This is a genomic window from Enterobacter sp. WI-ESBL-E8 (assembly GCF_053364895.1).
On record NZ_JBRWXJ010000001.1, the window covers coordinates 185,227 to 209,173 of the forward strand.

General features: G+C 55.9%; 22 protein-coding genes. 10 read left to right on the top strand and 12 right to left on the bottom strand.

Features of this window, described 5'->3' with window-relative positions:
* Positions 1–13: 13 nt before the first annotated feature.
* Positions 14–925, top strand: coding sequence for a capsular polysaccharide synthesis protein (locus tag ACWHWP_RS00925; protein WP_235836453.1), 912 nt, complete (start codon positions 14–16; stop codon positions 923–925).
* A 37-nt stretch (positions 926–962) separates the two neighbouring features.
* Here the strand turns inward: ACWHWP_RS00925 and ACWHWP_RS00930 are convergent, their stop codons facing one another.
* The 3 genes from ACWHWP_RS00930 to gpmM are packed head-to-tail and all read right to left on the bottom strand — an operon-like array spanning position 963 to position 4,736.
* On the bottom strand, positions 963–1,895 hold the full coding sequence (locus tag ACWHWP_RS00930) for a divergent polysaccharide deacetylase family protein (RefSeq protein WP_059312384.1): 933 nt from the start codon (positions 1,893–1,895) through the stop codon (positions 963–965).
* Positions 1,896–1,898: 3 nt separating this feature from the next.
* Positions 1,899–3,158 carry a murein hydrolase activator EnvC gene (gene envC, locus ACWHWP_RS00935; RefSeq protein ID WP_447856613.1) on the bottom strand — a complete coding sequence of 420 codons (1,260 nt, stop codon included), beginning with the start codon at positions 3,156–3,158 and terminating at the stop codon, positions 1,899–1,901.
* A gap of 33 nt (positions 3,159–3,191) precedes the next feature.
* Positions 3,192–4,736, bottom strand: coding sequence for a 2,3-bisphosphoglycerate-independent phosphoglycerate mutase (gene gpmM / locus ACWHWP_RS00940; protein ID WP_063957917.1), 1,545 nt, complete (start codon positions 4,734–4,736; stop codon positions 3,192–3,194).
* Positions 4,737–4,982: 246 nt separating this feature from the next.
* On the opposite strand from gpmM, the gene ACWHWP_RS00945 reads away from it, so the two are divergent.
* From ACWHWP_RS00945 to cysE, 5 genes are all read left to right on the top strand, one after another.
* Positions 4,983–5,414 carry a rhodanese-like domain-containing protein gene (locus ACWHWP_RS00945; protein ID WP_023309913.1) on the top strand — a complete coding sequence of 144 codons (432 nt, stop codon included), beginning with the start codon at positions 4,983–4,985 and terminating at the stop codon, positions 5,412–5,414.
* 11 nt (positions 5,415–5,425) lie between these two features.
* Complete coding sequence (grxC, locus tag ACWHWP_RS00950) at positions 5,426–5,677, top strand: glutaredoxin 3 (protein ID WP_447854917.1); 252 nt, start codon at positions 5,426–5,428, stop codon at positions 5,675–5,677.
* Positions 5,678–5,709: 32 nt separating this feature from the next.
* Entirely contained in the window at positions 5,710–6,177 is a 468-nt protein-coding gene (gene secB / locus ACWHWP_RS00955) for a protein-export chaperone SecB (protein ID WP_047347582.1), read from the top strand.
* On the top strand, positions 6,177–7,196 hold the full coding sequence (gene gpsA, locus ACWHWP_RS00960) for an NAD(P)H-dependent glycerol-3-phosphate dehydrogenase (RefSeq protein ID WP_059312381.1): 1,020 nt from the start codon (positions 6,177–6,179) through the stop codon (positions 7,194–7,196). Before secB ends, gpsA begins: the two co-directional genes overlap by 1 nt.
* 75 nt (positions 7,197–7,271) lie before the next feature.
* The gene (cysE, locus tag ACWHWP_RS00965; RefSeq protein ID WP_008502718.1) at positions 7,272–8,093 is read left to right on the top strand and encodes a serine O-acetyltransferase; all 822 of its coding nucleotides are present in this window, start codon (positions 7,272–7,274) and stop codon (positions 8,091–8,093) included.
* Positions 8,094–8,125: 32 nt separating this feature from the next.
* Here cysE and trmL read toward each other — a convergent pair whose 3' ends face one another.
* The 5 genes from trmL to lldP form a co-directional block, all read right to left on the bottom strand.
* Positions 8,126–8,596 carry a tRNA (uridine(34)/cytosine(34)/5-carboxymethylaminomethyluridine(34)-2'-O)-methyltransferase TrmL gene (trmL, locus tag ACWHWP_RS00970; protein WP_059312380.1) on the bottom strand — a complete coding sequence of 157 codons (471 nt, stop codon included), beginning with the start codon at positions 8,594–8,596 and terminating at the stop codon, positions 8,126–8,128.
* Between the two features lie 45 nt (positions 8,597–8,641).
* A complete protein-coding gene (locus ACWHWP_RS00975; protein ID WP_447854918.1) occupies positions 8,642–9,982 on the bottom strand; it encodes an MFS transporter in 1,341 nt (446 codons plus the stop codon).
* Positions 9,983–10,164: 182 nt separating this feature from the next.
* Positions 10,165–11,352, bottom strand: coding sequence for an FMN-dependent L-lactate dehydrogenase LldD (lldD, locus tag ACWHWP_RS00980; RefSeq protein ID WP_063431722.1), 1,188 nt, complete (start codon positions 11,350–11,352; stop codon positions 10,165–10,167).
* On the bottom strand, positions 11,349–12,122 hold the full coding sequence (lldR, locus tag ACWHWP_RS00985; protein ID WP_014882013.1) for a transcriptional regulator LldR: 774 nt from the start codon (positions 12,120–12,122) through the stop codon (positions 11,349–11,351). Before lldR ends, lldD begins: the two co-directional genes overlap by 4 nt.
* Positions 12,119–13,774: an L-lactate permease gene (lldP, locus tag ACWHWP_RS00990; RefSeq protein ID WP_063957915.1), complete on the bottom strand. Its 1,656-nt coding sequence runs from the start codon at positions 13,772–13,774 to the stop codon at positions 12,119–12,121. Before lldP ends, lldR begins: the two co-directional genes overlap by 4 nt.
* 1,094 nt (positions 13,775–14,868) lie before the next feature.
* Here lldP and ACWHWP_RS00995 point away from each other — a divergent pair.
* From ACWHWP_RS00995 to ACWHWP_RS01010, 4 genes are read left to right on the top strand one after another with little or no spacing between them, the layout of a single operon-like run.
* Positions 14,869–15,450 (top strand): fimbrial protein, encoded by a 582-nt coding sequence (locus tag ACWHWP_RS00995; RefSeq protein ID WP_063957914.1) that lies wholly within the window; start codon positions 14,869–14,871, stop codon positions 15,448–15,450.
* Between the two features lie 30 nt (positions 15,451–15,480).
* On the top strand, positions 15,481–16,155 hold the full coding sequence (locus tag ACWHWP_RS01000) for a fimbrial biogenesis chaperone (RefSeq protein ID WP_063429429.1): 675 nt from the start codon (positions 15,481–15,483) through the stop codon (positions 16,153–16,155).
* Between the two features lie 4 nt (positions 16,156–16,159).
* On the top strand, positions 16,160–18,640 hold the full coding sequence (locus ACWHWP_RS01005; RefSeq protein ID WP_063957913.1) for a fimbria/pilus outer membrane usher protein: 2,481 nt from the start codon (positions 16,160–16,162) through the stop codon (positions 18,638–18,640).
* Positions 18,641–18,649: 9 nt separating this feature from the next.
* Positions 18,650–19,744, top strand: a complete 1,095-nt coding sequence (locus ACWHWP_RS01010) for a fimbrial protein (RefSeq protein ID WP_063429433.1) — start codon at positions 18,650–18,652, stop codon at positions 19,742–19,744.
* Between the two features lie 32 nt (positions 19,745–19,776).
* On the opposite strand, the gene ACWHWP_RS01015 is transcribed toward ACWHWP_RS01010, so the two are convergent.
* From ACWHWP_RS01015 to ACWHWP_RS01030, 4 genes are all read right to left on the bottom strand, one after another.
* Complete coding sequence (locus ACWHWP_RS01015) at positions 19,777–20,139, bottom strand: YibL family ribosome-associated protein (RefSeq protein ID WP_029742228.1); 363 nt, start codon at positions 20,137–20,139, stop codon at positions 19,777–19,779.
* Between the two features lie 58 nt (positions 20,140–20,197).
* Positions 20,198–20,788 carry a mannitol operon repressor MtlR gene (mtlR, locus tag ACWHWP_RS01020; RefSeq protein ID WP_047347596.1) on the bottom strand — a complete coding sequence of 197 codons (591 nt, stop codon included), beginning with the start codon at positions 20,786–20,788 and terminating at the stop codon, positions 20,198–20,200.
* Entirely contained in the window at positions 20,785–21,933 is a 1,149-nt protein-coding gene (gene mtlD, locus ACWHWP_RS01025; RefSeq protein WP_063957912.1) for a mannitol-1-phosphate 5-dehydrogenase, read from the bottom strand. The genes mtlR and mtlD overlap by 4 nt, the downstream gene beginning before the upstream one ends.
* Before the next feature lie 98 nt (positions 21,934–22,031).
* Positions 22,032–23,939: a PTS mannitol transporter subunit IICBA gene (locus tag ACWHWP_RS01030; RefSeq protein WP_063957911.1), complete on the bottom strand. Its 1,908-nt coding sequence runs from the start codon at positions 23,937–23,939 to the stop codon at positions 22,032–22,034.
* Positions 23,940–23,947 lie beyond the last annotated feature (8 nt).

Consider the following 23,947-nt stretch of genomic DNA (forward strand, 5'->3'; position numbering starts at 1 on the left):
TGAATAAGGTGAAATGATGAATCTCAATGTAACGAATAAGCTCATCAAGAAAACCCGACGCTGGCACAAAAAAACGGGTTTCTCTCTCTTCCAGCGTGCGGCCAGCCATTTTGAGCGGAAGAAAAAAGAGACGATTTTTAGCGTTATTGATGACCTGAAGGTTCAGCCTGACGATTCGTACGCAACGGAACCGATGCAATCACGCATTATCTGGATCTGCTGGTTCCAGGGACTGGATAGCGCACCTGAGTTGGTGAAACGCTGCATTGCCTCCGTACAACGTAACACGCCTGATGCGCAGGTCATCATCCTGACGGATGAGAATATCCCGGACTACCTTATTCTCCCTGAACACATCAAAACGAAATACCACGCCGGGCTTATCAGTAAGGCGCAATACTCGGATATTGTTCGCTGTTCGCTGCTGTATCAATACGGCGGGATCTGGATGGATGCGACGGTGTTCATGACGAAGCCGGTACCGGAAACATTTTTTGAGAATAGTTTTTCATCGCTGCGTTTTGATTCGTCTGAAAACGCATTGAGCCAGGGCTACTGGACGGCCTATTTTCTAGCCGCCCAAAAGGGAAGCTCACTGGTGAAGATGATACGGGATATTCTGTATTGCTACTGGCAGCACCACGATACTCTAATTGAGTACTTCCTGATCGATTACAGTTTCTTATATGCGCGCGAGCGCTATCCGCAGTTTCGTCAGGTCATGGATCAACAACCGGTCACCGGGAATAATCGTTTTTTGATTCGCCAGTTCATCTCAGAAAAACCTGATTTGGCGGCATTGATGACGCTAAATAATGATCCCGTGGGCATTTATAAGCTCTCACACAAAGAGCAATATCGAACTACAGATAACGGCCTGCCGACGATATACAGTCAGATCCTCGAGGGTTCTTTCCACCTTTAGTAATAAAAAAGCCACCGTCATGGTGGCTTTTTTCTCATCACGCTTTCTTACCCCATCCCTGCCACTGCTGCTGGACGTATTTCACCAGCGTACTGTTGCTGATGCTGTCGCCAATGACAGAGAAGAAGCGGGTCGCGTAGACCGGCTCAAGCGGTTGCTTCGGTACGCAGTGCTTCACGCCGCGGAACGGATTACGCGGCGCTGTCGGTGCAGGCTGTGCAGAATTCGGTGTAGAGGTATCCACCTGCGGCTCGTTCAGAAGATCGCTCGGGCGAACCAGAGTGATATCGGAAGGCAAGGTCGGCAGCATCTGCTGCAGGACGCGAACGGTAGACGGGTGCGGGTGACCGATGGCAATGGCCGAGCCGTTGCGGCGGGCCAGCTGTACCGCGCGATTAAACTGCACGCGAATATCGGCGTCGTTCTGGGTATCATCCAGGAACACCTTGCGCTTAATGACTTTTACGCCCGTTCCCTGAGCGGCACGCATCGCCTGGCTGTTGCCGATGGTCATGCTGTCGAGAAAATAGAGGTTGTAGCGCTCCAGCGCCTGCATCACTTTCAGCATCCCGTACAGGCTCGATGTCATCGCGCTGCCCATATGGTTGTTCAGCCCTACGGCATACGGCACTTTGTTGTATGCGTCGCGGATGATGCGCTCGATCTCATCGCTGCTCATATCCGGGCGGAGGGTATCTTTTTCCAGCGGCTGCTTGCTGAGCGGTGCCATTGGCAAATGGATAAGAACCTGATGCCCGGTATTGTGGGCTTTGGTCGCCATCTCACGCGCGTGGGGGGCATTCGGAAGGACGGCGACCGAGATGGCTGACGGCATCGCCAGCACCTGGTTTTCATAGTGTGGACGATAACCGAAGTCATCAATCACGATAGCGAGCTTACCTGCGTATACCGGAGCAGCCAGCGCCAGCGCGCTGACGACGGAGAAAACCATTCGACGAAACTGAAGCAAAACTTATCTTCCCAACCACGGCTGTGGATTGACCGCCTGACCCTGGCGACGAATTTCGAAATAGAGTGACGGGCGGCCCTGACCGCCACTGCTGCCCACAAGGGCGATGGGTTGGCCCGCGCGCACCTGCGTGCCGACGCTGACCAGCGCGCTCTGGTTGTAGCCGTAAAGGCTCATATCACCTTTACCGTGTTCGACCACCACCACCAGTCCGTAGCCCTGCAGCCAGTCGGCCAGAATTACGCGGCCATCGGCGATGGCTTTCACTTCGCTACCTTCAGACGCACCGATAACTATCCCTTTCCAACGTAGCTCACCCTGCAGCTGTTCGCCATAGCGATGCAGAATTGAGCCGCGAACGGGCCAGAAAGCCTGACCGCGAGGAGAGCCTAAGCCGCCGGTACGCGACATCAGGGAACGTTCGCTTTCGCTTGGCTTGTAGGTGGTCCCTTTGCGGGACGCTTCCTGCTGCTTGTCGCGAACGACCTGCGCCTCGCGCGCCTCTTTTTCGGCACGCGCTTTCGCCGCGGCTTCCGCACGGGCGATGCTGTTACGCAGTTTGGATTCGTTGGCGCGCATTTCGCCAAGCTGGCTCTGACCTTCCTGAATGGAGGACTCAAGGCGGGAAAGGGTTTTCTTACGCTCGTTGCGCGCCTGCTCAAGCTGGGCCTGCTGGGCCTGCTGATCGTAGAGCAGCGTCTGCTGCTGGCTCTGCTTCTCTTCAAGCTCGGCTTTTTGCGTGGTGACCTCTTCGCGCGTCTGCTTCAGCTGCGCGATCGTTTCCTGACGCGCCTGGTTCAGATAGCCAAAGTAGGCCTGCAGGCGCTGGCCGCGCTGGCTCTCTTCACCGCTGAGGATCAGCTGCAGTCCGGTATGTTCACCCTGGCGGAATGCGGCATCAAGCTGAGCCGCAAGATTGCGCTCTTGTGCATCACGCTGGCGTTCCAGTTTGGCAATCGACGCGTTCATCTCGTCAATCTGTTTATTCAACTGGGTGAGGGTGTTTTGCGTTTCACGTAATTGACGTGCGGCGGCGGAGATGGCCTCTTCCTGCTGCTTAAGCTGGGCGAGCAGGGTGGCGCGCTGCTGCTGCTGCTGGCGAACCGCACGCTCTTTAGCGGCGATATCGGCCTGAATGGATTTCAGCTGGTCGCGGTCATCCGCGTGGGCGGATGCGGCGCACAGCAATACGCCAGCGCTGAGTGCGCTGGCGCAAAGCAAAGGTCTGACTGATAACCTAAGCGGCTTCACGACCCATGTGATTGAAAAAATCGCCTTTCCCCTCATGGGGAGCGATTATTCCACGATGAACAGCGGCTTACCAGTCATCTCTTCAGGGATCGGCATACCCATCAGCGACAACATGGTTGGCGCGATGTCAGAAAGCTTGCCGCCTTCCACTGCTTTCAGTGATTTATCGCCAACATAAATCAGCGGAACAGGCAGGTTGGTATGGGCCGTGTGCGCCTGGCCGGTCGCCGGGTCGCGCATCTGTTCAGCGTTGCCGTGGTCAGCGGTGATCAGCAGCTGGCCGCCAACGGATTCAACGGCTTTTGCTACCTGCTCAACGCAGCTATCCAGCGCTTCAACCGCTTTCACCGCCGCTTCCATCACCCCGGTATGACCGACCATGTCGCCATTCGGGTAGTTACAGATGATGGTGTCGTATTTGCCACTCTCGATGGCCGCAACCAGTTTTTCAGTCAGCTCGGCAGAACTCATTTCTGGCTGCAGATCGTAAGTGGCGACTTTCGGCGAGTTAATCAGAATACGGTCTTCGCCTTTGAACGGCTCTTCAACGCCGCCGTTAAAGAAGAAGGTCACGTGCGCATATTTCTCGGTTTCAGAGATGCGCAGCTGTGTCTTATCGTTCTTCGCCATCCACTCACCGAAAGTGTTTGCCAGCGAGGCCGGCGGGTAAGCGCATGGGGCTTTGATATCGGCGGCGTATTCGGTCAACTGGATGAAGTCGAGATTCACCACTTTCTTACGGGCGAAGCCGTCGAAGTCGCTGTTGACGAACGCGCGGGTAATTTCGCGCGCGCGGTCAGCGCGGAAGTTCATGAAGATCAGCGCGTCGCCATCTTCCATCGCGGCATCCGCCTGGCCTTCAGCGCGAATCACGGACGCTTTCACGAATTCGTCGTTTTCATCGCGTGCGTAAGCGGCTTCCAGCGCTTCCACGGCTGTCGCGAACTGGAATTCACCTTTTGCCAGGGTCATCAGGTCATAGGCCTGTTCTACGCGATCCCAGCGGTTGTCGCGGTCCATGGCGTAGTAGCGGCCAATGATGGACGCAACGCGGCCTTTACCCAGCGCGGCGAATTTGTCTTCGAAGGCTGTCAGGGAGCCTTTTGCGCTGCGCGGTGGCGTATCGCGACCGTCCAGGAAGGCGTGCAGATAGATTTTTTCCGCACCGCGCTCAGCGGCCAGCTCAACCATCGCCATGATGTGATCTTCGTGGCTGTGAACGCCGCCTGCAGAGAGCAGGCCCATGATGTGTACGGCCTTGCCAGCGGCAACGGCTTTATCAACCGCGCCAGACAGCGTTGGGTTGGAGAAGAAGGTACGTTCTTTAATTTCAACGTCCAGACGCGTCAGATCCTGATACACGATACGCCCGGCGCCCAGGTTAACGTGACCGACTTCGGAGTTGCCCATCTGGCGGTCCGGCAGGCCCACTTCCAGGCCAGACGCGTCAATCAGCGTATGCGGACGTTTTGCCCACAGCGCATCCATGACCGGGGTTTTGGCGTTGAAAATAGCGTTATCCTGGCTGTCTTCACGGTAGCCATAGCCATCCAGAATCACCAGTACCATAGGTTTTTTAGAAACCGACATTGCGACAACCTCATGCTCAAGAGTCAAAATTTGCGTAATTTTACTACAGCTGAATCGATCAAATAGCCGCAGAAGATCAAAGAAAGCGCAGGGGCAAGGGGGTGACCAGACCATTTTGAGGCATTTTTTTAGGTGGCATGCCGCAGAAAATGGATTAGGTTATGGTCGCTGGCTGTATTTGCCAGAACGCACAGGTATACTCCTGTCCTGGTTTTTTTATCACTTAGTCGGGAGTAGTTACCCTCCATGCAAGAAATTATGCAATTCGTTAGCCGCCATCCGGTACTGAGCATCGCGTGGATTGGCCTGCTGGCTGCTGTGCTGTTCACCACATTTAAGAGCCTGACGTCTAAGATTAAGGTTATCACCCGTGGTGAAGCGACGCGTCTGATTAACAAAGAAGATGCCGTCGTTGTCGATCTGCGTCAGCGTGACGATTTCCGTAAAGGTCACATTGCGGGTGCAATTAACCTGTTGCCAGCTGAAATCAAAGCGAACAACGTCGGTGAGCTTGAGAAACACAAAGCCCAGCCGATTATCGTTGTTGATGCGACCGGCATGCAGGCACAGGAATCTGCCAGCGCGCTTCATAAAGCGGGCTTCGAAAACGTAACGGTGCTGAAAGAAGGTATTTCCGGCTGGAGCGGGGAGAATCTTCCTTTGGTTCGCGGTAAATAAGGAGTTCAGTCATGGCCAATATTGAGATCTACACCAAAGCGACGTGCCCGTTCTGTCATCGCGCGAAAGCGCTGCTGAACAGCAAAGGCGTCACGTTCCTGGAACTGCCGATCGACGGTGACGCGATCAAACGCGAAGAGATGATCAAACGTAGCGGTCGTACGACGGTTCCGCAGATTTTTATTGATGCGCAGCACATTGGCGGCTGTGATGACTTGTATGCGCTCGACGCCCGTGGTGGACTCGATCCGCTGCTGAGCTAAGAGACTTTAGGACAATTAAAAAGGGTTTTTCCATGTCAGAACAAAACAATACCGAAATGACTTTCCAGATCCAGCGCATCTACACCAAAGATGTTTCTTATGAAGCGCCAAATGCGCCACATGTTTTCCAGAAAGACTGGCAGCCAGAGGTTAAACTTGATCTGGATACCGCATCTACCCAGCTGGCAGATGACGTGTATGAAGTCGTACTGCGTGTGACCGTTACCGCGTCTCTGGGCGAAGAAACTGCATTCCTGTGTGAAGTACAGCAGGGCGGCATCTTCTCTATCGGCGGTATCGAAGGCAACCAGATGGCGCATTGCCTGGGTGCGTACTGCCCGAACATTCTGTTCCCGTACGCGCGTGAATGCATCACCAGCCTGGTTTCTCGCGGTACATTCCCGCAACTGAACCTTGCGCCAGTTAACTTTGATGCGCTGTTCATGAACTATCTGCAGCAGCAGGCTGGCGAAGGTGCTGAACAACATCAGGATGCCTGATGAGCACTGTTAATGCGTCAATGACTGTGATCGGTGCCGGCTCATACGGCACCGCTCTTGCCATCACGCTGGCAAGAAATGGTCACGAAGTGGTTCTCTGGGGCCACGATCCAAAACATATCGCCACGCTGCAGCGCGACCGTTGCAACGTGGCGTTCCTCCCGGACGTTCCGTTCCCCGACTCCCTGCACCTTGAAAGCGACCTTGCGACCGCGCTGGCGGCCAGCCGCAACATTCTGATTGTGGTCCCGAGCCATGTATTTGGCGACGTGCTGCGTCAGATTAAGCCGCTGATGCGCCCGGATGCGCGCATTGTCTGGGCGACAAAAGGGCTGGAAGCCGAGACCGGACGCCTGCTGCAGGATGTTGCCCGCGAAGCGCTGGGTAATGATATCCCGCTGGCGGTCATCTCCGGCCCGACCTTTGCCAAAGAGCTGGCCGCTGGCCTGCCAACGGCGATTTCGCTGGCATCAACCGATCAGACCTTCTCCGACGATCTGCAACAGCTGCTGCACTGCGGCAAGAGCTTCCGCGTCTACAGCAACCCCGATTTTATCGGCGTACAGCTGGGCGGTGCGGTGAAGAACGTGATTGCGATTGGTGCCGGGATGTCCGACGGCATTGGCTTCGGTGCCAACGCGCGTACCGCGCTGATCACCCGAGGGCTGACCGAGATGTCCCGCCTTGGCGAAGCGCTGGGCGCCGATCCAGCCACCTTTATGGGGATGGCGGGCCTGGGCGACCTGGTGCTGACCTGTACCGACAACCAGTCTCGTAACCGCCGTTTTGGCATGATGCTCGGACAGGGCAGCGATGTAAAAGGCGCGCAGGAGAAGATTGGTCAGGTGGTTGAAGGCTACCGCAATACCAAAGAAGTTCGCGAGTTGGCGCACCGGTTTGGTGTCGAAATGCCAATAACCGAGGAAATTTATCAGGTATTGTATTGCGGAAAAAATGCGCGCGAGGCAGCATTGACCTTATTAGGCCGTGCGCGCAAGGACGAGCGCAGCAGTAACTAGTCGGAACCGTTATCACCTGAATGACCCAGCCAGCGCAGAACTGGCTGGTCATTATACTATCGTCTGGAGTTAGCAATGCCGTGTGAAGAACTGGATATCGTCTGGAATAATATTAAAGCCGAAGCCCGGGCGTTGGCCGACTGCGAGCCTATGCTGGCCAGTTTTTACCACGCAACGTTACTCAAGCATGAAAACCTGGGCAGCGCGCTCAGCTACATGCTTGCCAACAAGCTGGCTTCCTCGATCATGCCTGCTATCGCCATTCGTGAAGTGGTCGAAGAGGCTTACGCCGCAGACCCGGAAATGATCGCCTCTGCCGCCTGTGATATTCAGGCCGTGCGCACGCGTGACCCGGCAGTCGATAAATATTCTACGCCGCTGCTGTACCTGAAAGGCTTCCACGCCCTGCAGGCTTACCGCATCGGCCACTGGTTATGGAACGAAGGCCGCCGCGCGCTGGCTATTTTCCTGCAAAACCAGGTCTCCGTGACCTTCCAGGTCGATATTCACCCGGCCGCGAAAATTGGCCGCGGGATCATGCTCGACCACGCCACCGGGATTGTTGTCGGTGAAACGGCGGTCATTGAAGATGACGTCTCGATCCTGCAGTCGGTTACCCTGGGCGGTACCGGTAAAACCAGCGGCGATCGCCATCCGAAAATTCGTGAAGGGGTGATGATCGGCGCGGGTGCCAAAATCCTCGGCAACATCGAAGTCGGGCGTGGTGCGAAGATTGGCGCGGGTTCGGTTGTGCTCCAGCCTGTGCCGCCGCATACCACTGCCGCTGGCGTGCCGGCGCGCATCGTCGGTAAACCCGACAGCGATAAACCGTCCATGGATATGGATCAGCACTTCAACGGCATCCACCATACCTTTGAGTATGGTGACGGCATCTGAGATTTTGCCCGGTGGCGCTGCGCTTACCGGGCCTACCGTAATATGGCGCCCGCATACCCCAGCTGGCGCCAGGCTTCATACACCACCACCGACACCGCATTCGACAGGTTCATGCTGCGGCTGTCCGGCATCATCGGAATACGGATTTTCTGCTCAGCGGGCAGGGCATCCAGAATCGTGGCGGGCAGGCCGCGCGTTTCCGGACCAAACATCAGATAGTCACCTTCCTGATAGCTCACGGCGCTGTGCGCTGGCGTACCTTTGGTGGTCAGGGCGAACATGCGCTGCGGCTTTTCGGTTTCCAGAAACGCGGCGTAGTCGTGATGGCGAACCACGGCGGTAAATTCATGATAATCCAGCCCCGCGCGGCGCAGGCGCTTGTCGTCCCACGTAAAGCCCATCGGCTCAATGATATGCAGGCGAAAACCGGTGTTAGCGCACAGGCGGATGATATTGCCGGTATTCGGCGGAATTTCTGGTTCGAATAAAACGATGTTAAGCATGCTGCCCCCTTAATTGCGGGGGCAGAATAGCAGAAAAGAGAGGGACTACGCGACGCCGGGTTCCTGCGAGCGGCTGTACAGCATTTTGTAGACGGTTGCCGCAGCGGCGACCAGGGCGGGCACGCTGAGGATCATTAAAATACTGTCTGCCTGCCACTGCATGGAAAGAAGCTGGGCGCTGGTCATGGTTCCCGCCACGCCGCCAAAGCGGCCGATCCCCTGCATCCAGGCGATGCCCGTCGCACGGCACTCGGTAGGGTAAAAGGTGGCGGCCAGGGTTTGCATGCCCGATTGCGCGCCGTTCATCGCGATCCCCATCAGGAAGATCAGCCCGCCAAACAGGGCGATATGATTATGCTCCATACCGAGCAGCAGGATCAGCCCCATCGTCAGGACAAACCCGCCCGCGACCACCGTGTGCGCTTCCCAGCGGTCCATCATCCAGCCTGCAAGCAGAATGCCTGCGGTACCGCCGAAGGTGAACAGCGAAGTCAGCCATGCGGATTCCGCCAGGGCATAGCCCATCCCCTGCATCAGCGTCGGCATCCAGCTCAGCAGGACGTAATAAATCACCAGCCCCATAAAATAGGTCACCCACAGCATCAGGGTGCCGGGCAGCCAGGGCATGGAAAACAGCTGTGACACGCTCCCCTTTTTAGACGCGGTTTTCTCCTCCGCCAGGAAAAAGCCCGAGACGCTCTCCAGCGTGCTGCGGGAGAACCGGCTGGCGATACGGCGGATCTGCATAACGTCTTTCCCGCGCTGCACCAGAAACTTCACCGACTCCGGTAAAAGCAGCGCCAGCAGCAGGGTTAAAATCAGCGGAGCAATTGCGCCGGTCAACAGCACGCTTCGCCAGCCGTGGTGGGGGATAAGCCATGAAGAGATCGCGCCGCCGCCTGCCGCACCGAGGGGGAAGCCGCAGTACATGGTATTAATCGCCATGGCGCGGCAGCGCTGGGGGGCAAACTCGGAGATAAGCGTAATGGCGTTCGGCATGGCGGCACCCAGCCCCAGGCCTGTCAGAAAGCGCCACAGCGTCAGGGTATTCAGGCTTTGCGCCCAGGCCGTCCCCAGGCTCGCGAGGCCGAAGAACAGGCAGGAGAAGACCAGCACGCGCTTGCGTCCCACCCGGTCCGATACCGGACCTGCAATCAGCGCGCCCAGCGACAGCCCCAGCAGCGCCGCGCTCAGTACCGGGCCCAGATCCTGTTTATGGATCCCCCATTCTGCCGACAGCGTGGGCGCGATGTAGCCCATTGCCGCCGTATCGAAACCATCGATCGCCAGAACCAGAAAGCCCAGCACAATAAGAAGCCAGTGAAATCCTGAAAAGCGACTTTCATCGATCACCTGCTGAAGATCCACCTTACCTGAATACGTCATACGCTCCCCTCTGATGTGATGTTGTTTTTGTGTTCTTGTATTTGCTTGTCTATACAATTGCGGACGGCAGGGGGATGTCAAATTTTCTTATCCAATATGTTACCTGGATGTTATTTTCGACGTAAAAAAAGCGCCCGAGGGGGAATCGGGCGCGTGAAAAAGAGGTGTTAAGGGGGGGAGACTCAGGCTGCGTTACCCTGAGCAAGCGGAGCCAGCGCCGCCGGTAACTGTCGTAATTCCTGCACCAGAGAGTCTTTGCTGATTTCACCGATTGTTTTCGCGCCGGTCAGCGTCATCGCGACCTTCATCTCTTTCTCGATCAGGTTAAGCAGGTTCGCTACGCCGGCCTGGCCGCTGGTGGCCAGGGCATACAAATACGCACGTCCCAGCAGCACGGTGTCAGCACCGAGCGCAATCATGCGCACCACGTCCAGCCCGTTGCGGATGCCGCTGTCGGCCAGGATGGCGATATCGCCTTTCACCGCATCGGCTATCGCCGGCAGGGCGCGCGCGGAAGAGAGCACGCCGTCAAGCTGGCGTCCGCCGTGGTTAGAAACCACAATCCCGTCTGCCCCAAAGCGTACCGCGTCGCGGGCATCTTCCGGGTCGAGGATCCCTTTGATCACCATCGGGCCGTCCCAGAACTCGCGGATCCACTCCAGGTCTTTCCAGGAAATGGACGGATCGAAGTTGTTCGCCAGCCAGCCGATGTAATCCTCAAGCCCGGTCGGTTTACCGAGGTAGGCCGAGATATTCCCGAGATCGTGAGGACGACCGTTCAGGCCGACATCCCAGGCCCACTGCGGGTGGGTCACTGCCTGCCAGTAACGACGGATCGCAGCATTCGGGCCGCTCATGCCGGAGTGGGCATCGCGGTAGCGCGCGCCGGGGGTTGGCATATCGACGGTAAAGACCAGCGTGGAGCAGCCTGCCGCTTTGGCGCGCTCCAGCGCGTTACGCATAAACCCGCGATCGCGCAGGACGTACAGCTGGAACCACATTGGGCGCTTGATGGTCGGGGCGACCTCTTCGATCGGGCAGACGGAGACGGTAGAGAGGGTAAACGGAATGCCTTTGGCATCCGCCGCCGCGGCTGCCTGGACTTCGCCCCGGCGGGCATACATGCCGCACAGGCCGACGGGCGCAAGGGCCACGGGCATGGAGAGCGTCTCGTTAAACAGTTTTGTCTCAAGGCTCAGGTCAGACATATTCTTCAGCACACGCTGGCGCAGAGCCACCTCTGACAGGTCTTCCACATTGCGGCGCAGGGTGTATTCGGCATACGCCCCGCCGTCGATATAGTGGAACAGGAACGGCGGCAAAATGCGCTGCGCCGCGGCGCGATAGTCACTGGCTGCTGAAATGATCATGCTTTGTTCTCCCTGGAAATATCACTGTCGCCAGGCAGGCGGGTAATACGCGCCTGTCGGGCCTGGTCTTCATCGAATCGTTTAATCGTGGTGTGCACGAAGCCCAGGTGCGCCATCATCGCTTTGCGCGCGGCCTCGGCATCACCGGCCAGAATGGCGTTGAGCACCGCCTCGTGTTGTTCTGTGAGCTGGGCAAACACCGGCGGGACCAGATACATGCGCTGGCGGCTCTGCTTCACGGAGGATTGCAGCAGGTCGAAGAACCCGCGCATGGTCTGGAGCAGGACCACGTTGTGCGACGCCTCGGCAATCGCCAGGTGAAAGCGCACATCCGCCTGGGAGGCGATATCCGGGTCGCTGCTTTGCGTGGCCTCAAAGCAGGCTTTGAGCTTCTCTTTGTCGGCCTCGGTTGCCCGCATGGCCGCGTGCCAGGCGGTACTGGTTTCGATGGCGTGGCGCGCTTCAAGGATGTCGAAGCTGTAGTCCGGGTCGTTCTCCATCAGCGTTTTCAGCGGCTGAACGATGTTTTGCTCGGACCAGTCGTCATGCTGCCAGCGTACAAAGGTGCCGCCGCCGCGACGGCTCACCAGTACCCCTTCGCTGACCAGCGTGGCCAGGGCTTCACGAAGCGAGTTGCGTGATACGCCAAGCTGGGCGGCGAGCTGGCGTTCGGCGGGCAACTTCATGCCCGCTTCCAGCTGTTGTTCTTCAATCAGCGCCCGCACGCGAGAGGCAATCTCGTCGGACAGGCGTCTGGGCATCACTATCATGGGATCATCCAGGTTAAGACATAGGCCTGCAGGGTGGTGATCACCCCGACCATGCAGGTAAATATCAGGCTGTGTTTCACGGTAAAGCGGAACAGATCCGACTCTTTACCGACCAGTCCCACCGCCGCACAGGCAATGGCGATAGACTGCGGGGAGATCATTTTCCCGGTCACGCCGCCGGTGGTATTCGCGGCCACCAGCAGGACGTCCGACACGCCAATTTGTTGGGCTGCCGTTGCCTGCAGCGCGGCAAACAGGGCATTGGACGAGGTATCTGACCCGGTCAGGAACACCCCCAGCCAGCCGAGGAACGGCGAGAAGAAGGTGAAGGCGTGGCTGGTATGGGCCAGCGCCAGTGCCAGCGTCGATGACAGGCCGGAGTAGTTCGAGATAAACGCGAACGCCAGCACCATGCCGATGGAGTAAATCGGCAGCAGCAGCTCTTTAATGGTCGCCGCAAAGGTCTGCACCGCAGCCGCAGGCTTCATGCGCAGCCACACCACGGAAAGGAGTGCGGCGAACAGGATGGCGGTACCGGTGGCAGAGAACCAGTCGAATTTATAGACCGCGGCATACGGTGTGGCGGCGTGCACCACCGGCGGCATACGGGCGACCATCTTGTCGAGGAACGGCACAGAGATATTAATCACCATGTCGTACAGCGCGCCGCCCGGGGCGAACAGGGCTTTAAACGGCGGGATGCTCCACAGCGTCACGGTGGCGGTCAGGAACAGGAATGGCGACCAGGCGCGGATGACCTGGCCTGCGGTATAGCCTGTACGCGCCAGAGTTTGATCGACCTGTGAGGCGCCCATATCGGCGAAGCGGAAAATACGTACCGGCTGCCAGCGCTTCAGGAACAGGGTCAGACAGACCAGAGAGACCAGCGAAGAGATAATGTCCGGCAGCTCCGGGCCAAGGAAGTTCGAGCTGAGGTACTGGGCGATAGCGAACGAACCGCCCGCCACCATCACCGCAGGCCAGGTCTCCTTCACGCCGCGCCAGCCGTCCATAATCGCCATGATCCAGAACAGGACGATAATGGTCAGGAACGGCAGCTGGCGGCCAACCATCTGACCAATTTCAAAGCTGTCCAGGCCGGTCACCTGGCCCGCGACCAGAATCGGAATACCCATCGCGCCAAACGCCACCGGCGCGGTGTTCACAATCAGGCACAGGCCCGCGGCATACAGCGGGTTAAAGCCCAGGCCAACCAGCAGCGCGGCGGTGATCGCCACCGGTGCGCCAAAACCTGCCGCCCCTTCCAGGAACGCGCCGAAGGAGAAGCCAACGATCAGCATCTGCAGGCGCTGGTCCGGCGTGATGGAGAGGATTGACGAGCGAATGATGTCGAACTGCCCGGTTTTCACCGAGATTTTATAGACAAACACCGCGGCGATGATGATCCACGCAATCGGCCACAGGCCGTAGAAGAAACCATAAACGACAGAGGCCAGCGCGCGATCGGCCGGCATTTTGTAGAAGAACAGCGCCACCATCAGGGCGATGGCAACGGTATATGTCGCGGCGAGGTAGCCCTTCAGCTTGAGCTTAATCAGCGCAAAGAAGAAGAACAGGATCGGAAGCGATGCGATCAGGCTCGACAGCCAGATATTGCCGGCCGGGTCGTAGTTTTGTTGCCAGAGGCTCATGCAGGTCTCCTGGGGACCAGACAGCCTGCGCTGCGGGCGAGTCTCCGCTCATCTCTGCGTCACAGTCTGTGTAAAAGTGGTCCTGCCAATGTTGTGTTGTAGGGGTAATGACAACAAATGGTTAATCAGGTGTTGCATTAAGGCAATGCTTTTGTGAAGTAAAGCTTCTGAAGTGTGAACGCTGGACGAGTTTTAATGCTAATTGGTAGGACCAAATCGTGAAGGGTGCTCAATGAGGATCTCTGTCGGCAGTGGGCATCATTCGGGCAAAAATGAAGCGTGCTGTAATAAATGGAGGGAGTAGAAAATATAATTCAGGAAGAGATTTTTTGCTTTAAGTTAATTGGAGGTTTGATTTATGTTTGTTTTTTGTTTTTGCTAAGTATCTTATATGTGAGAAAGTCAAATTATTTTCCTAAAAATAATTTTTTTTTGGTTAAAAGTGCGAATTCTAAGATGTAGCAAAAAATTTTAATTAAGGTAAATTTCACATATAGCTTTTAACAGCGTATTACAAACGATCAATTGCTGATCAATGAGTAATTATTCTGAATTTTGTTATCTTTTTAGAATAAACTAAAGGTTCATGCATTAAGTTTGATCGTTTATTCTGGGGATGAGTTTAAAAAAATTGATCAATGTTTGATCAATTCTTTCTTATTGTAATTTCGTAAAGAAATTAGGAGGAAGTTAATTATTTTCTGAGCTACGTAAAAAGCGTTAAATTTGTTATTTATCTGTTAATGTTGTGACTTTGTCAGGCTTGCCTGTTCACCTTCAGAGCGTAGACGTTAAAAGGTAATTGTTTTACTATTTATCCAGATGGAATGTTGTTGAATTATTTAATTATGATGTGTGGATTATTCTTTTTTCCTAAAGATGTGCCCCTTTTAATGGGTGCTCATATCTTGCTGTGCGGATGAATAAAATATACGGATTGTCACGCTGGGATGGACCCCATTTAATACAATGAGGTCGCGTCACCAATTCTATTAATCCCCCTTCGGGTGGTGTCCTGCGAACTTCATAGTAATTTTCATATCTGGTGTAATATGCCTGTATCTGTTTAATTTACAGAGGAAAAGTCATTTCAAATGAAACTTAAAAAAGCGGCGTTGGCCCTTGCAGCGACGGGCCTGCTTTTATCTGCCCAGCCGGTTCTGGCAAACGGTGATTCAGGAGTTGATACCTCGCTGAATACCGATGCTGGTTCGCAAAGTACCGGTGGCGTAATCAATTTCACCGGAAAGATTACCCTTATTTCTTGTGATATTACTCCGGCATCCAAAAGCAAAACGGTAGACCTCGGTGCATGGGCGGCAAACTACTTCGACGAGCATAGCGAAACGACGCCGCGTGAATTCAAAATCAACGTAGAAAATTGTCCGCCTGCGGTTCAATCCGTTGCGGTACTGTTTGACGGTACAAAAGATACGTCTAACGATACCCTGCTGCAGGTCACTCCCGGTGACGGCATGGCGACGGGGGTTGGCGTTAAGCTGTACAACAGCAATCGCAGCACGTCTATTAAGCCGGGTACGGTATCAGAAACAACTAAACCAGATGATGAAGGCAATGCAGAATTAACCTTCTATGCCTCCCTGACTAAAGATGGAACTGACATTGCGGCCGGTGATGTTAATGCCGTTTCCAACTTCCTGATGGTTTATAACTGATATCATTTTTAGCCACCTCCAGAGATAATAGTGATGAAGCGTTTGTCGTATATTATGCTCACTGCATTAATGTTTAGCTCTGCGTCAGCTTCTGCAGGCGTGGTCATGGGCGGTACACGGATCGTATACCCACAAAATAGTAAGGAGGTGGCATTTTCTGTTGCAAATAAGGAAAGTGCGACCCCTTATCTTATTCAATCGTGGGTTGAAGGTGATATACAAGCCAAGAATCACGCGACGCCTTTTATCGTTACGCCACCGCTGTTCAGGATCGATCCTGACCAAACTAATACGCTGCGTATTCAATATACCGGTGCGCCGCTGCCCGCCGATCGTGAGTCTGTATTTTGGTTGAATATAAAAGCTATTTCGCCAAAGCCAAAAGAGAGCAGCAACGAATTACAAATTAACGTCAAATCGAAGTTTAAAATTTTTTATCGCCCTTCCAATCTGAAGGGTGATGCAGCAACCGCCTGGCAGAAAGTCACGTTTTCACGCACGGACAAAGGGCTCAAGGCCGTTAATCCGACACCGTACTATGTTTCGTTTTTCCAGCTGAGCGTGGCAGGGCATAAGATTGATCAGCCGGGCATGATCGGCCCGGGGGAAACCCGTGAATGGCCGGTGGCCGCCTCCGGCAGCGTCATCTGGTCGGCGATTAATGATTTTGGTGCCATTACCTCCACCCAGTCACAACCGCTTTAATCTCATGGCTTTTCGCCTGCTTCGCTATGCGCCAATCCCTGTACTCCTGCTCGGGTTCAGCCGTACGGGGTTGGCTGAGGATTATTTTGATCCCGCCGCGCTGGAACTGTCCTCTTCCGAGCAGAAAACGGCTGATTTGCACTATTTCTCCGAAAAAGGCGGCCAAATGCCGGGCACATGGACTGTAACGCTGGAGATTAACGGGCGTGAGGAACGGTCGCAGGAGATCGCCTTCGTGAGTGAAGAGGGCAGACTGCAGCCCGTTTTTACCGTGGCGCTGCTGGACGAGCTCGGGGTGAACGTAGGCGCAATACCGGCATTCTCACGGCTTCAGGATGGGGAAACATTCACACGCCTCGGCGATTTTATACCCGCAGCGCGTGCTTCCTATGATTTTAACCAGCAACGCCTTTTTCTCAGCCTGCCGCAGGCGGCGATGAAAAACCGTAGCCGCGGCTACGTCCCCACCTCGCAGTGGGATGACGGTATTCCGGCGGCATTTGTTGATTACAGCCTGTCGGGAGCAATGGCTCATCGCCAAAGTGGGGATACAACTTCCAGCTATCTCAGCCTACGCAACGGCGTGAATCTGGGACCGTGGCGGGTACGCAATACTTCCGCCTGGAGCCACAGCGACGAAGGCGGCGATCGTTTTCAGTCACAAAGTACCTGGTTGATGCGGGATATCCGGAGCCTGAGCAGCCAATTGCGTGTGGGCGATGCCTGGACCGCAGGGGATGTGTTCGACAGCGTGGCGTTTCGTGGCGTTCAGCTCGCCTCCAGCGAAAGCATGTTACCCGACAGCCAGCGCGGCTTCGCGCCAACAATTCGCGGCGTCGCGCACAGCTTTGCCAAAGTCTCTGTGGCGCAGAATGGCTATGTGATTTATGAAACCTGGATTTCTGCAGGGCCGTTTGTCATTAACGATCTTTTTCCCGGTGCGCAGAGCGGTGATTTGCAGATTACGGTGACGGAAAGCGACGGCACGAAGCGCATCTTTACCCAACCTTATTCTGCGGTACCGTTTATGCGACGCCAGGGCAGTCTCAAATACAGCCTCAACGCCGGGCGTTTTCATTCTGGCTCTGACGAGGCGCAGGCACCGGGTTTTGTTGAAGGTGCTTTCTTTTACGGTCTCCCCTCCCAGATGACGGTGTATGGGGGTGTTCGCGCAGCGGATAATTATCAGGCCGCTGCGCTTGGCATCGGCCGGGGCTTTGGTGCGTTTGGCTCGCTTGGCATTGACGATACCCTGGCAAAAAGTCGTTTGCCCAATGGCGAACGCGCGATGGGGCAGGCGTGGCGCATTCAGTATCAAAAGAATTTCAGCACCACCGGCAGCGCGTTCAACCTGGCAAGCTATCGCTATGCCTCACGCAACTACTACGAATTTGGCGAACTGAACCAGTCCGACAGCCATCAGCTGCAGCTCAATAATCGCCGTAGCCGTTCGCAGATTACCTTCACCCAGACGTTGGGCCAGCTAGGCAGCCTTAATATTTCTGCATGGATGCAGGATTACTGGCACACCTCGGGCCAGGATAAAACCATCCATATTGGCTGGTACTCCAGCTGGCGGGGAATTTCCTGGGGAGCGGGCTACTATTACACCGATTCCGCCCTTGAGCAGCACCCCGAGCGCACCGTGTCGTTTAACGTCAATATCCCGTTTGGCCGCTGGCTGCCGAACAGTTCGGTCAGCTACTTTACCAACCACAATAACCGCGGGATGTCGACGCAGCAGCTGTCGCTCAACGGAAGCGCACTGGCAAACCGAAACCTCAACTATAGCGTCCAGCAGAGTATTGCCAGCGGCGGGCAGACCGACAGCACCAGCATGGCGATGCAATACAACGGCGGCTACGGCAACGTCAGCCTCGGCTATGACCACAGCCGTAGCAATAGCAACGCAACTCTTGGGTTAGCCGGGGGCGTACTCGCCACGCGGTATGGCATCACCCTCAGCCAGCCTCTCGGTGATACCGTCGCGCTGATAAGGGTGCCTGGTGCTGCGAACGTTGAGCCGGAAGGATACAGCGGCATTCACACCGATAGCCGAGGCTATGCGGTTATGCCGACGCTTTCGGCCTATCGCAAAAACACCGTCAATCTCAACACGGCAACGCTTGGGGAAAACGTGGACGTCGAGCAGAGCGGGCTAACGCTCATCCCCACCAGCGGCGCGGTGGTGCTGGGAAATTACAAAACCCATATCGGCTACCGCGTGCTGTTTTCCCTGCGCTATCGCGGCGGACCGCTGCCGTTTGGCGCTCAGGCCGAGGTGGTGGAGCAGAATCGCCGCTCTGCAAACCGCAGCATGGTCGCTGACGGCGGTCAGGCATACCTGAGTGGGGTGCCGGAGCGCGGCACGCTGCGCGTGAGCTGGTATGAAGACGGGGAGCAGCATCAATGCCAGACGCCTTTCAAACTGGGAGCTGCGCACATGGCCCCCGGCATCGCTACGCTCTCTCTTGAGTGTCATTAGAGGAATATCATGCGTCATATGATGAAATGGTTTATCTATCTCGGCCTGCTTTCGCTGTTTGGCATGCTGAGTTTTCACGCTCATGCAGACACGTCATCCTGCCGCACCACGCGCGATCAGTGGGTTGTTCAGGTACCTTATGCCATTGGATTTGCCCCCGGCACGGCGGACTGGACGCCTGTCTCTGCGCCAATACAGTCCACCGGGGAAGATTTTTACAGCTGCGATGGCGGGAGTGATGCATGGCGCAGCATTGGATTTGTCGAAATGGATAACGCCGTCGGTACTGTGGTTGGTGAAGACGGTGCGCCACGCCACGTCTATAAAACCCAGATCGACGGCATCGGCTACGCGCTGGGATTTCGCGAGCAACAATATTGTGGCGCGGACGCGGTGCGCTATATTGACGGCACCAGTCCGGTGAGCGGCAATGAGTCGCGGCGCATTTGCGATGCGTCACAAAACCCCGCTTTTGCCAGCGCCTCATCGTACAAACTGCAGTTCTACATTGTGTTTTACAAAATTCCGACGACCGGCGCCATGCCCGACGACAATGCTAATTCACAGGAACAACCGGTCGGATCGCTGGTGCTGCAGGCGGGAGACAGCGAGGCCAGCGCGGCCAACGTGGCCACGCCGGTGCAGATCCATCTTGCCAGTTTCACGGTCAGGCGCACCAGCTGCACGGTTGGCACGCGCAGCATTCTTGTTCCTATGGGTACCGTAAGCCAAAATGAGTTTCACGGCATCGGCTCACGAGCGGGGGGCGGACACTTCAGCATCCCGGTCACCTGCGAAAATAATACGGCGGTTAAGATAGGCTTCTTCGGTGATACCGCACCCGCCAATACGCAAGCGCTGGCACTCACCAAACAGCAGGATGGCGCCAGCGGCGTCGGGATTGAGCTGGTTTATGGCGATAATACCGGTTCGGTTCAGGGGCAAACGGTTCAGTGGAATACGCCGCAGGTGCCGGTAATGGGGCAGGTGGGCGACAATCAGACGCAGATATTCTGGTTTGATGCGCACTATATCCAGACGGAAGATAAGATCACGGCGGGAAAAGCGGACGCGATGGCGACCTTTAACCTGATTTACAACTGAGTTCCCCCTGCCATGACGGCAGGGGAAAGCCATCAGAACGCGGTCTTACAAAAGCCCGTCATCTCTTTCAGGCCCATTTCGCGGCCAAGTTCGGTCATCGGGTGCACGACCACCAGACCACGGACGCTTTTCTTCAGCTTGCCCATATCGGCCTGTTCTTTTTTGGTGATCGCACGGCGGTGCGGCATGTCCATCAGCTTCTGCGCTTCTTTGCTCAGCTTCTGACCTTTGACTTCGCGCAGACGCTCGATCTCTGTCTCCAGCGTGGCGGCCTCTTTTTCCAGCTCGGCGTACTTCTCGGCGGACTCGACCAGTGACAGACCCGCCATCTGGTGGCGGATCAGATCCAGGCGGTCGCTCAGGCGTTTAATTTCGTTCTTTTCGACTTCTTTCATGACAAATAACTCTGAAAACGGGGAATTTACAGGGAAGGATACACCAATGTGAGCAGGCTTACTTCTGAAACGCTTTTTTTAAGCTGATTCGTGAAATCAGCTCAGTCAGGGAGAGAACCATTGTAGAACGGACAACCTGTTGATAACGCAGCTTTTGCATCGCGTAGAGCTCAGGATCGCTGTTATCAAAATGGGGAGCAGGGGGCAGCGCGGTGACGCAGTGCAGCTCGCCGAAGGGCCCCAGTATCTCATCGTCGGTAAAGGTGTACTCGTTACCGTCATGATTGAGCTCTTCGCGCAGCGCCATTAACAGCTCCGCATCTTCATACTCTTGCCGGTTCAGCACGCCAAGACCATAAATCAGCTTCAGACGCACGGAGAGATCGCCCAGCGGTCCGTCTCCGTCCAGTAACGGTTCTACAGCATATTTTACCGCGTAGTCGTCTTTGCGAAACACCTGAAGCACCAGGATATTCACCGCCTCGGTTAACAGCTCGACGGCGGCAATCAGGAAACTTCGTACGGTTTTGCCAGCATTCAGACGCTCAAGCACACGATTTTCAAAGGCCTGGGTTTGTTCCATTATTGCCTGCATATCTGACAATCTGTTATCTGGGCGCAGGCTAACCTGCGCCGCATTCTGCATCATTTGGTTGCGTTGTATGCGTTAACCGCCTCCACAACCACGTCGCTGTTGGCGTCCAGACCGGAAATCTGCGCCAGCGCAGCCTGCGCGCCTTTGTCATCAATCAGCTGAGCCAGCTCAATCGCCTGCGGGTCCTGCTCGCTGCGGTAGTGCATCGCGGCGGCAATCCCTTTCACCAGGTTGGCGTGTGGCAGACCGTATTCCAGCGTGCCGAGCAGCGGCTTAATCAGGCGGTCGCCGGCGCTCAGTTTACGCAGCGGTTGACGGCCTACGCGCTCAACGTCATCTTTCAGATACGGGTTTTCAAAGCGACCGAGGATTTTCTGGATGTATGCTGCGTGTTTCTCAGCATCAAAACCGTAGCGTTTGATCAGCACCGCGCCGCTCTCTTCCATTGCCCCTTTTACCACCGCACGGATCTTCTCATCGAGGATCGCGTCACGAATGGTCTGATGACCGGCCAATTTTCCGAGGTACGCGGTTATAGCATGCCCGGTGTTCAGCGTGAAGAGTTTGCGTTCGACAAATGCCATCAGGTTATCGGTTAATTCCATGCCCGGAATGGTCGGCAGCGCGCCCTTAAACTGGGTTTTATCGACGATCCACTCGCTGAAGGTTTCGACGGTGACTTCCAGCGGGTCGTTGGTGGCGGATTCAGACGGCGGAACGATGCGGTCCACGGCGGAATCCACAAAACCCACGTGCGCTTCAACCCAGGCTTTATCTTCGTCTGCAACGGCGTTGAGCACGTGGCCTTTCAGCTGCGTGGTGCCGCGCACCATGTTTTCACAGGCGATGATGTTCAGCGGGGTGTCGATGCCCTGCGCTTTGCGTTTTGCCAGGCCTTTCGCGACCGCAGGGGCGATGCGTTCCAGCACGACCGGGCCCACGGCGGTGGTCACCAGATCGACGCTGGCGATCAGGTCAATAACGTCTTCGCCAATGCTGCTTACCGCGTTGACGCCAGACACCGTCTCAACCTGCTCGTTTTCGCCCACCACGTGTACCTGATAGCTATGACGGGCATTCAGGGCATCCAGGACGACCTGATTCACATCGGCGAATGTCAGCGTAATGCCCGCGTCTGCCAGCAGTTTACCGATAAAACCACGACCGATATTACCTGCGCCAAAATGTAATGCTTTCATAGTGTTAACCTTCATCAATGTTTTTACCCGAGAGGGCTGGGGTGAGGAACGTTTCCCCTCACCCTAGCCCTCTCCCCGGAGGGGAGAGGGAAGAGAACTTATTTGTTCAGCAGAGCCAGCACTTCTTCCACGCTGGTGGTATTGGCCAAACGCTCAATGACAGACTCATCATCCAGCGCGTTGGTCAGGCTGGTAATCACCTGAATGTGCTCGTTGTTGCGAGCGGCGATACCAATCACCAGGCGGGCGATGTCGTCTTCTTCTTCACCGAAGCGCACGCCCTGCGGGTACTGACAGAATACGACGCCGGTCTTCAGGACGCGATCTTTCGCTTCAACCGTACCGTGCGGCACCGCGATGGATTCGCCCAGGTAGGTTGGCGTCAGTTTTTCGCGTTCCAGCATCGCGTCGACGTATTCAGGCTGAACGTAGCCGCCTTTTACCAACTGCTCACCGGCAAAGCGAATCGCTTCTTCTTTGGTCGCCGCAGTGCGGCCGAGGAAGATGTTCTCCGCACCCAGTTTGAACAGGTGAGCGTTGCTCTCGTCAAAGCTGTCCTGCAGGCTGGAGCGCACTTTCACTTCGTTATCTTCATGACGCTGCGCGGCAACCAGACGTTCGGTCAGGCTGGTGTACAGGCCGCTGTCGAGGAAGTTGGTCAGCGAGATGTGCTGCGCCTGCGGTACCTGGCGCATGGCGCGTTCGGTCAGGTCGCGGTGCGTGATGACAAGGTCAACATCCGGCGGCAGGCTGTTAATGGCGCTGTTGGTCACGGAAATGTTAGTCAGGCCCGCATCCTGCACTTTCTTACGCAGCACGCCTGCACCCATTGCGCTGGAACCCATACCGGCGTCACAGGCAACGATGATTTTACGCACGTGGCTCAGGTCGTTAGAGACATCGCCAGCGGCCAGCGGGGTAGCGCCTTTGGATTCCGCTTTCATGTCGTGCATACGACGGGTTGCCGCTTCGATATCGTCGTCTTCTTTCACTTTGCTGGTTTTCAGCAGGATGGAAGAGACCACGAAGGAGACGGCCATGGCCGCACAGATGGCCGCAATGTTCGCGAAGTAAGCCCCTTTTGGCGTCATCGCCAGCACCGCCAGGATAGAACCCGGAGAAGCAGGAGAAACCAGACCGCCGCCCAGCACGCTCAGGGTGAACACGCCGGTCATACCGCCGAGGATAACGGCCAGGATCAGACGCGGGTTCATCAGCACGTACGGGAAGTAAATTTCGTGGATACCGCCCAGGAAGTGGATGATAGCCGCGCCGCCAGCAGACTGCTTCGCGCTGCCGCGGCCAAAGAACATGTACGCCAGCAGAACGCCCATACCCGGACCCGGGTTCGCTTCAATCAGGAAGAAGATGGACTTGCCGAGATCGTGAGACTGCTGAATACCCAGCGGCGAGAAGATGCCGTGGTTAATGGCGTTGTTCAGGAACAGGATTTTCGCCGGTTCAACGAAGATAGACGCCAGCGGCAGCATGTCGTGCGCCACCATAAAGTTAACGCCTGCCGCCAGAATTTTGGACAGCACTTCAACCGCAGGGCCAATACCGAGGAACGCCAGAATCGCGAGGATCATCCCGATGATGCCCGCAGAGAAGTTGTTCACCAGCATTTCGAAGCCGGATTTGATCTTACCGTCAACCCAGACGTCGAATTTCTTGATCGCCCAGCCGCCCAAAGGACCGGCAATCATCGCACCGAGGAACATCGGCATATCCGCACCGACGATAACCCCCATCGTGGTGATGGCACCCACAACGCCACCACGGTCACCGCCCACCAGACGACCACCGGTAAAACCGATGAGCAGCGGCAGGAGATAGGTAATCATTGGGCCAACGAGTTTCGCCAGCGTTTCGTTAGGCAACCACCCTGTCGGAATGAACAATGCGGTGATGATACCCCACGCGATAAACGCGCCGATATTTGGCATCACCATGTTGCTGAGGAAACGACCAAAGCTTTGAACTTTGATCTTGAAATCGGATGACATAAAACACC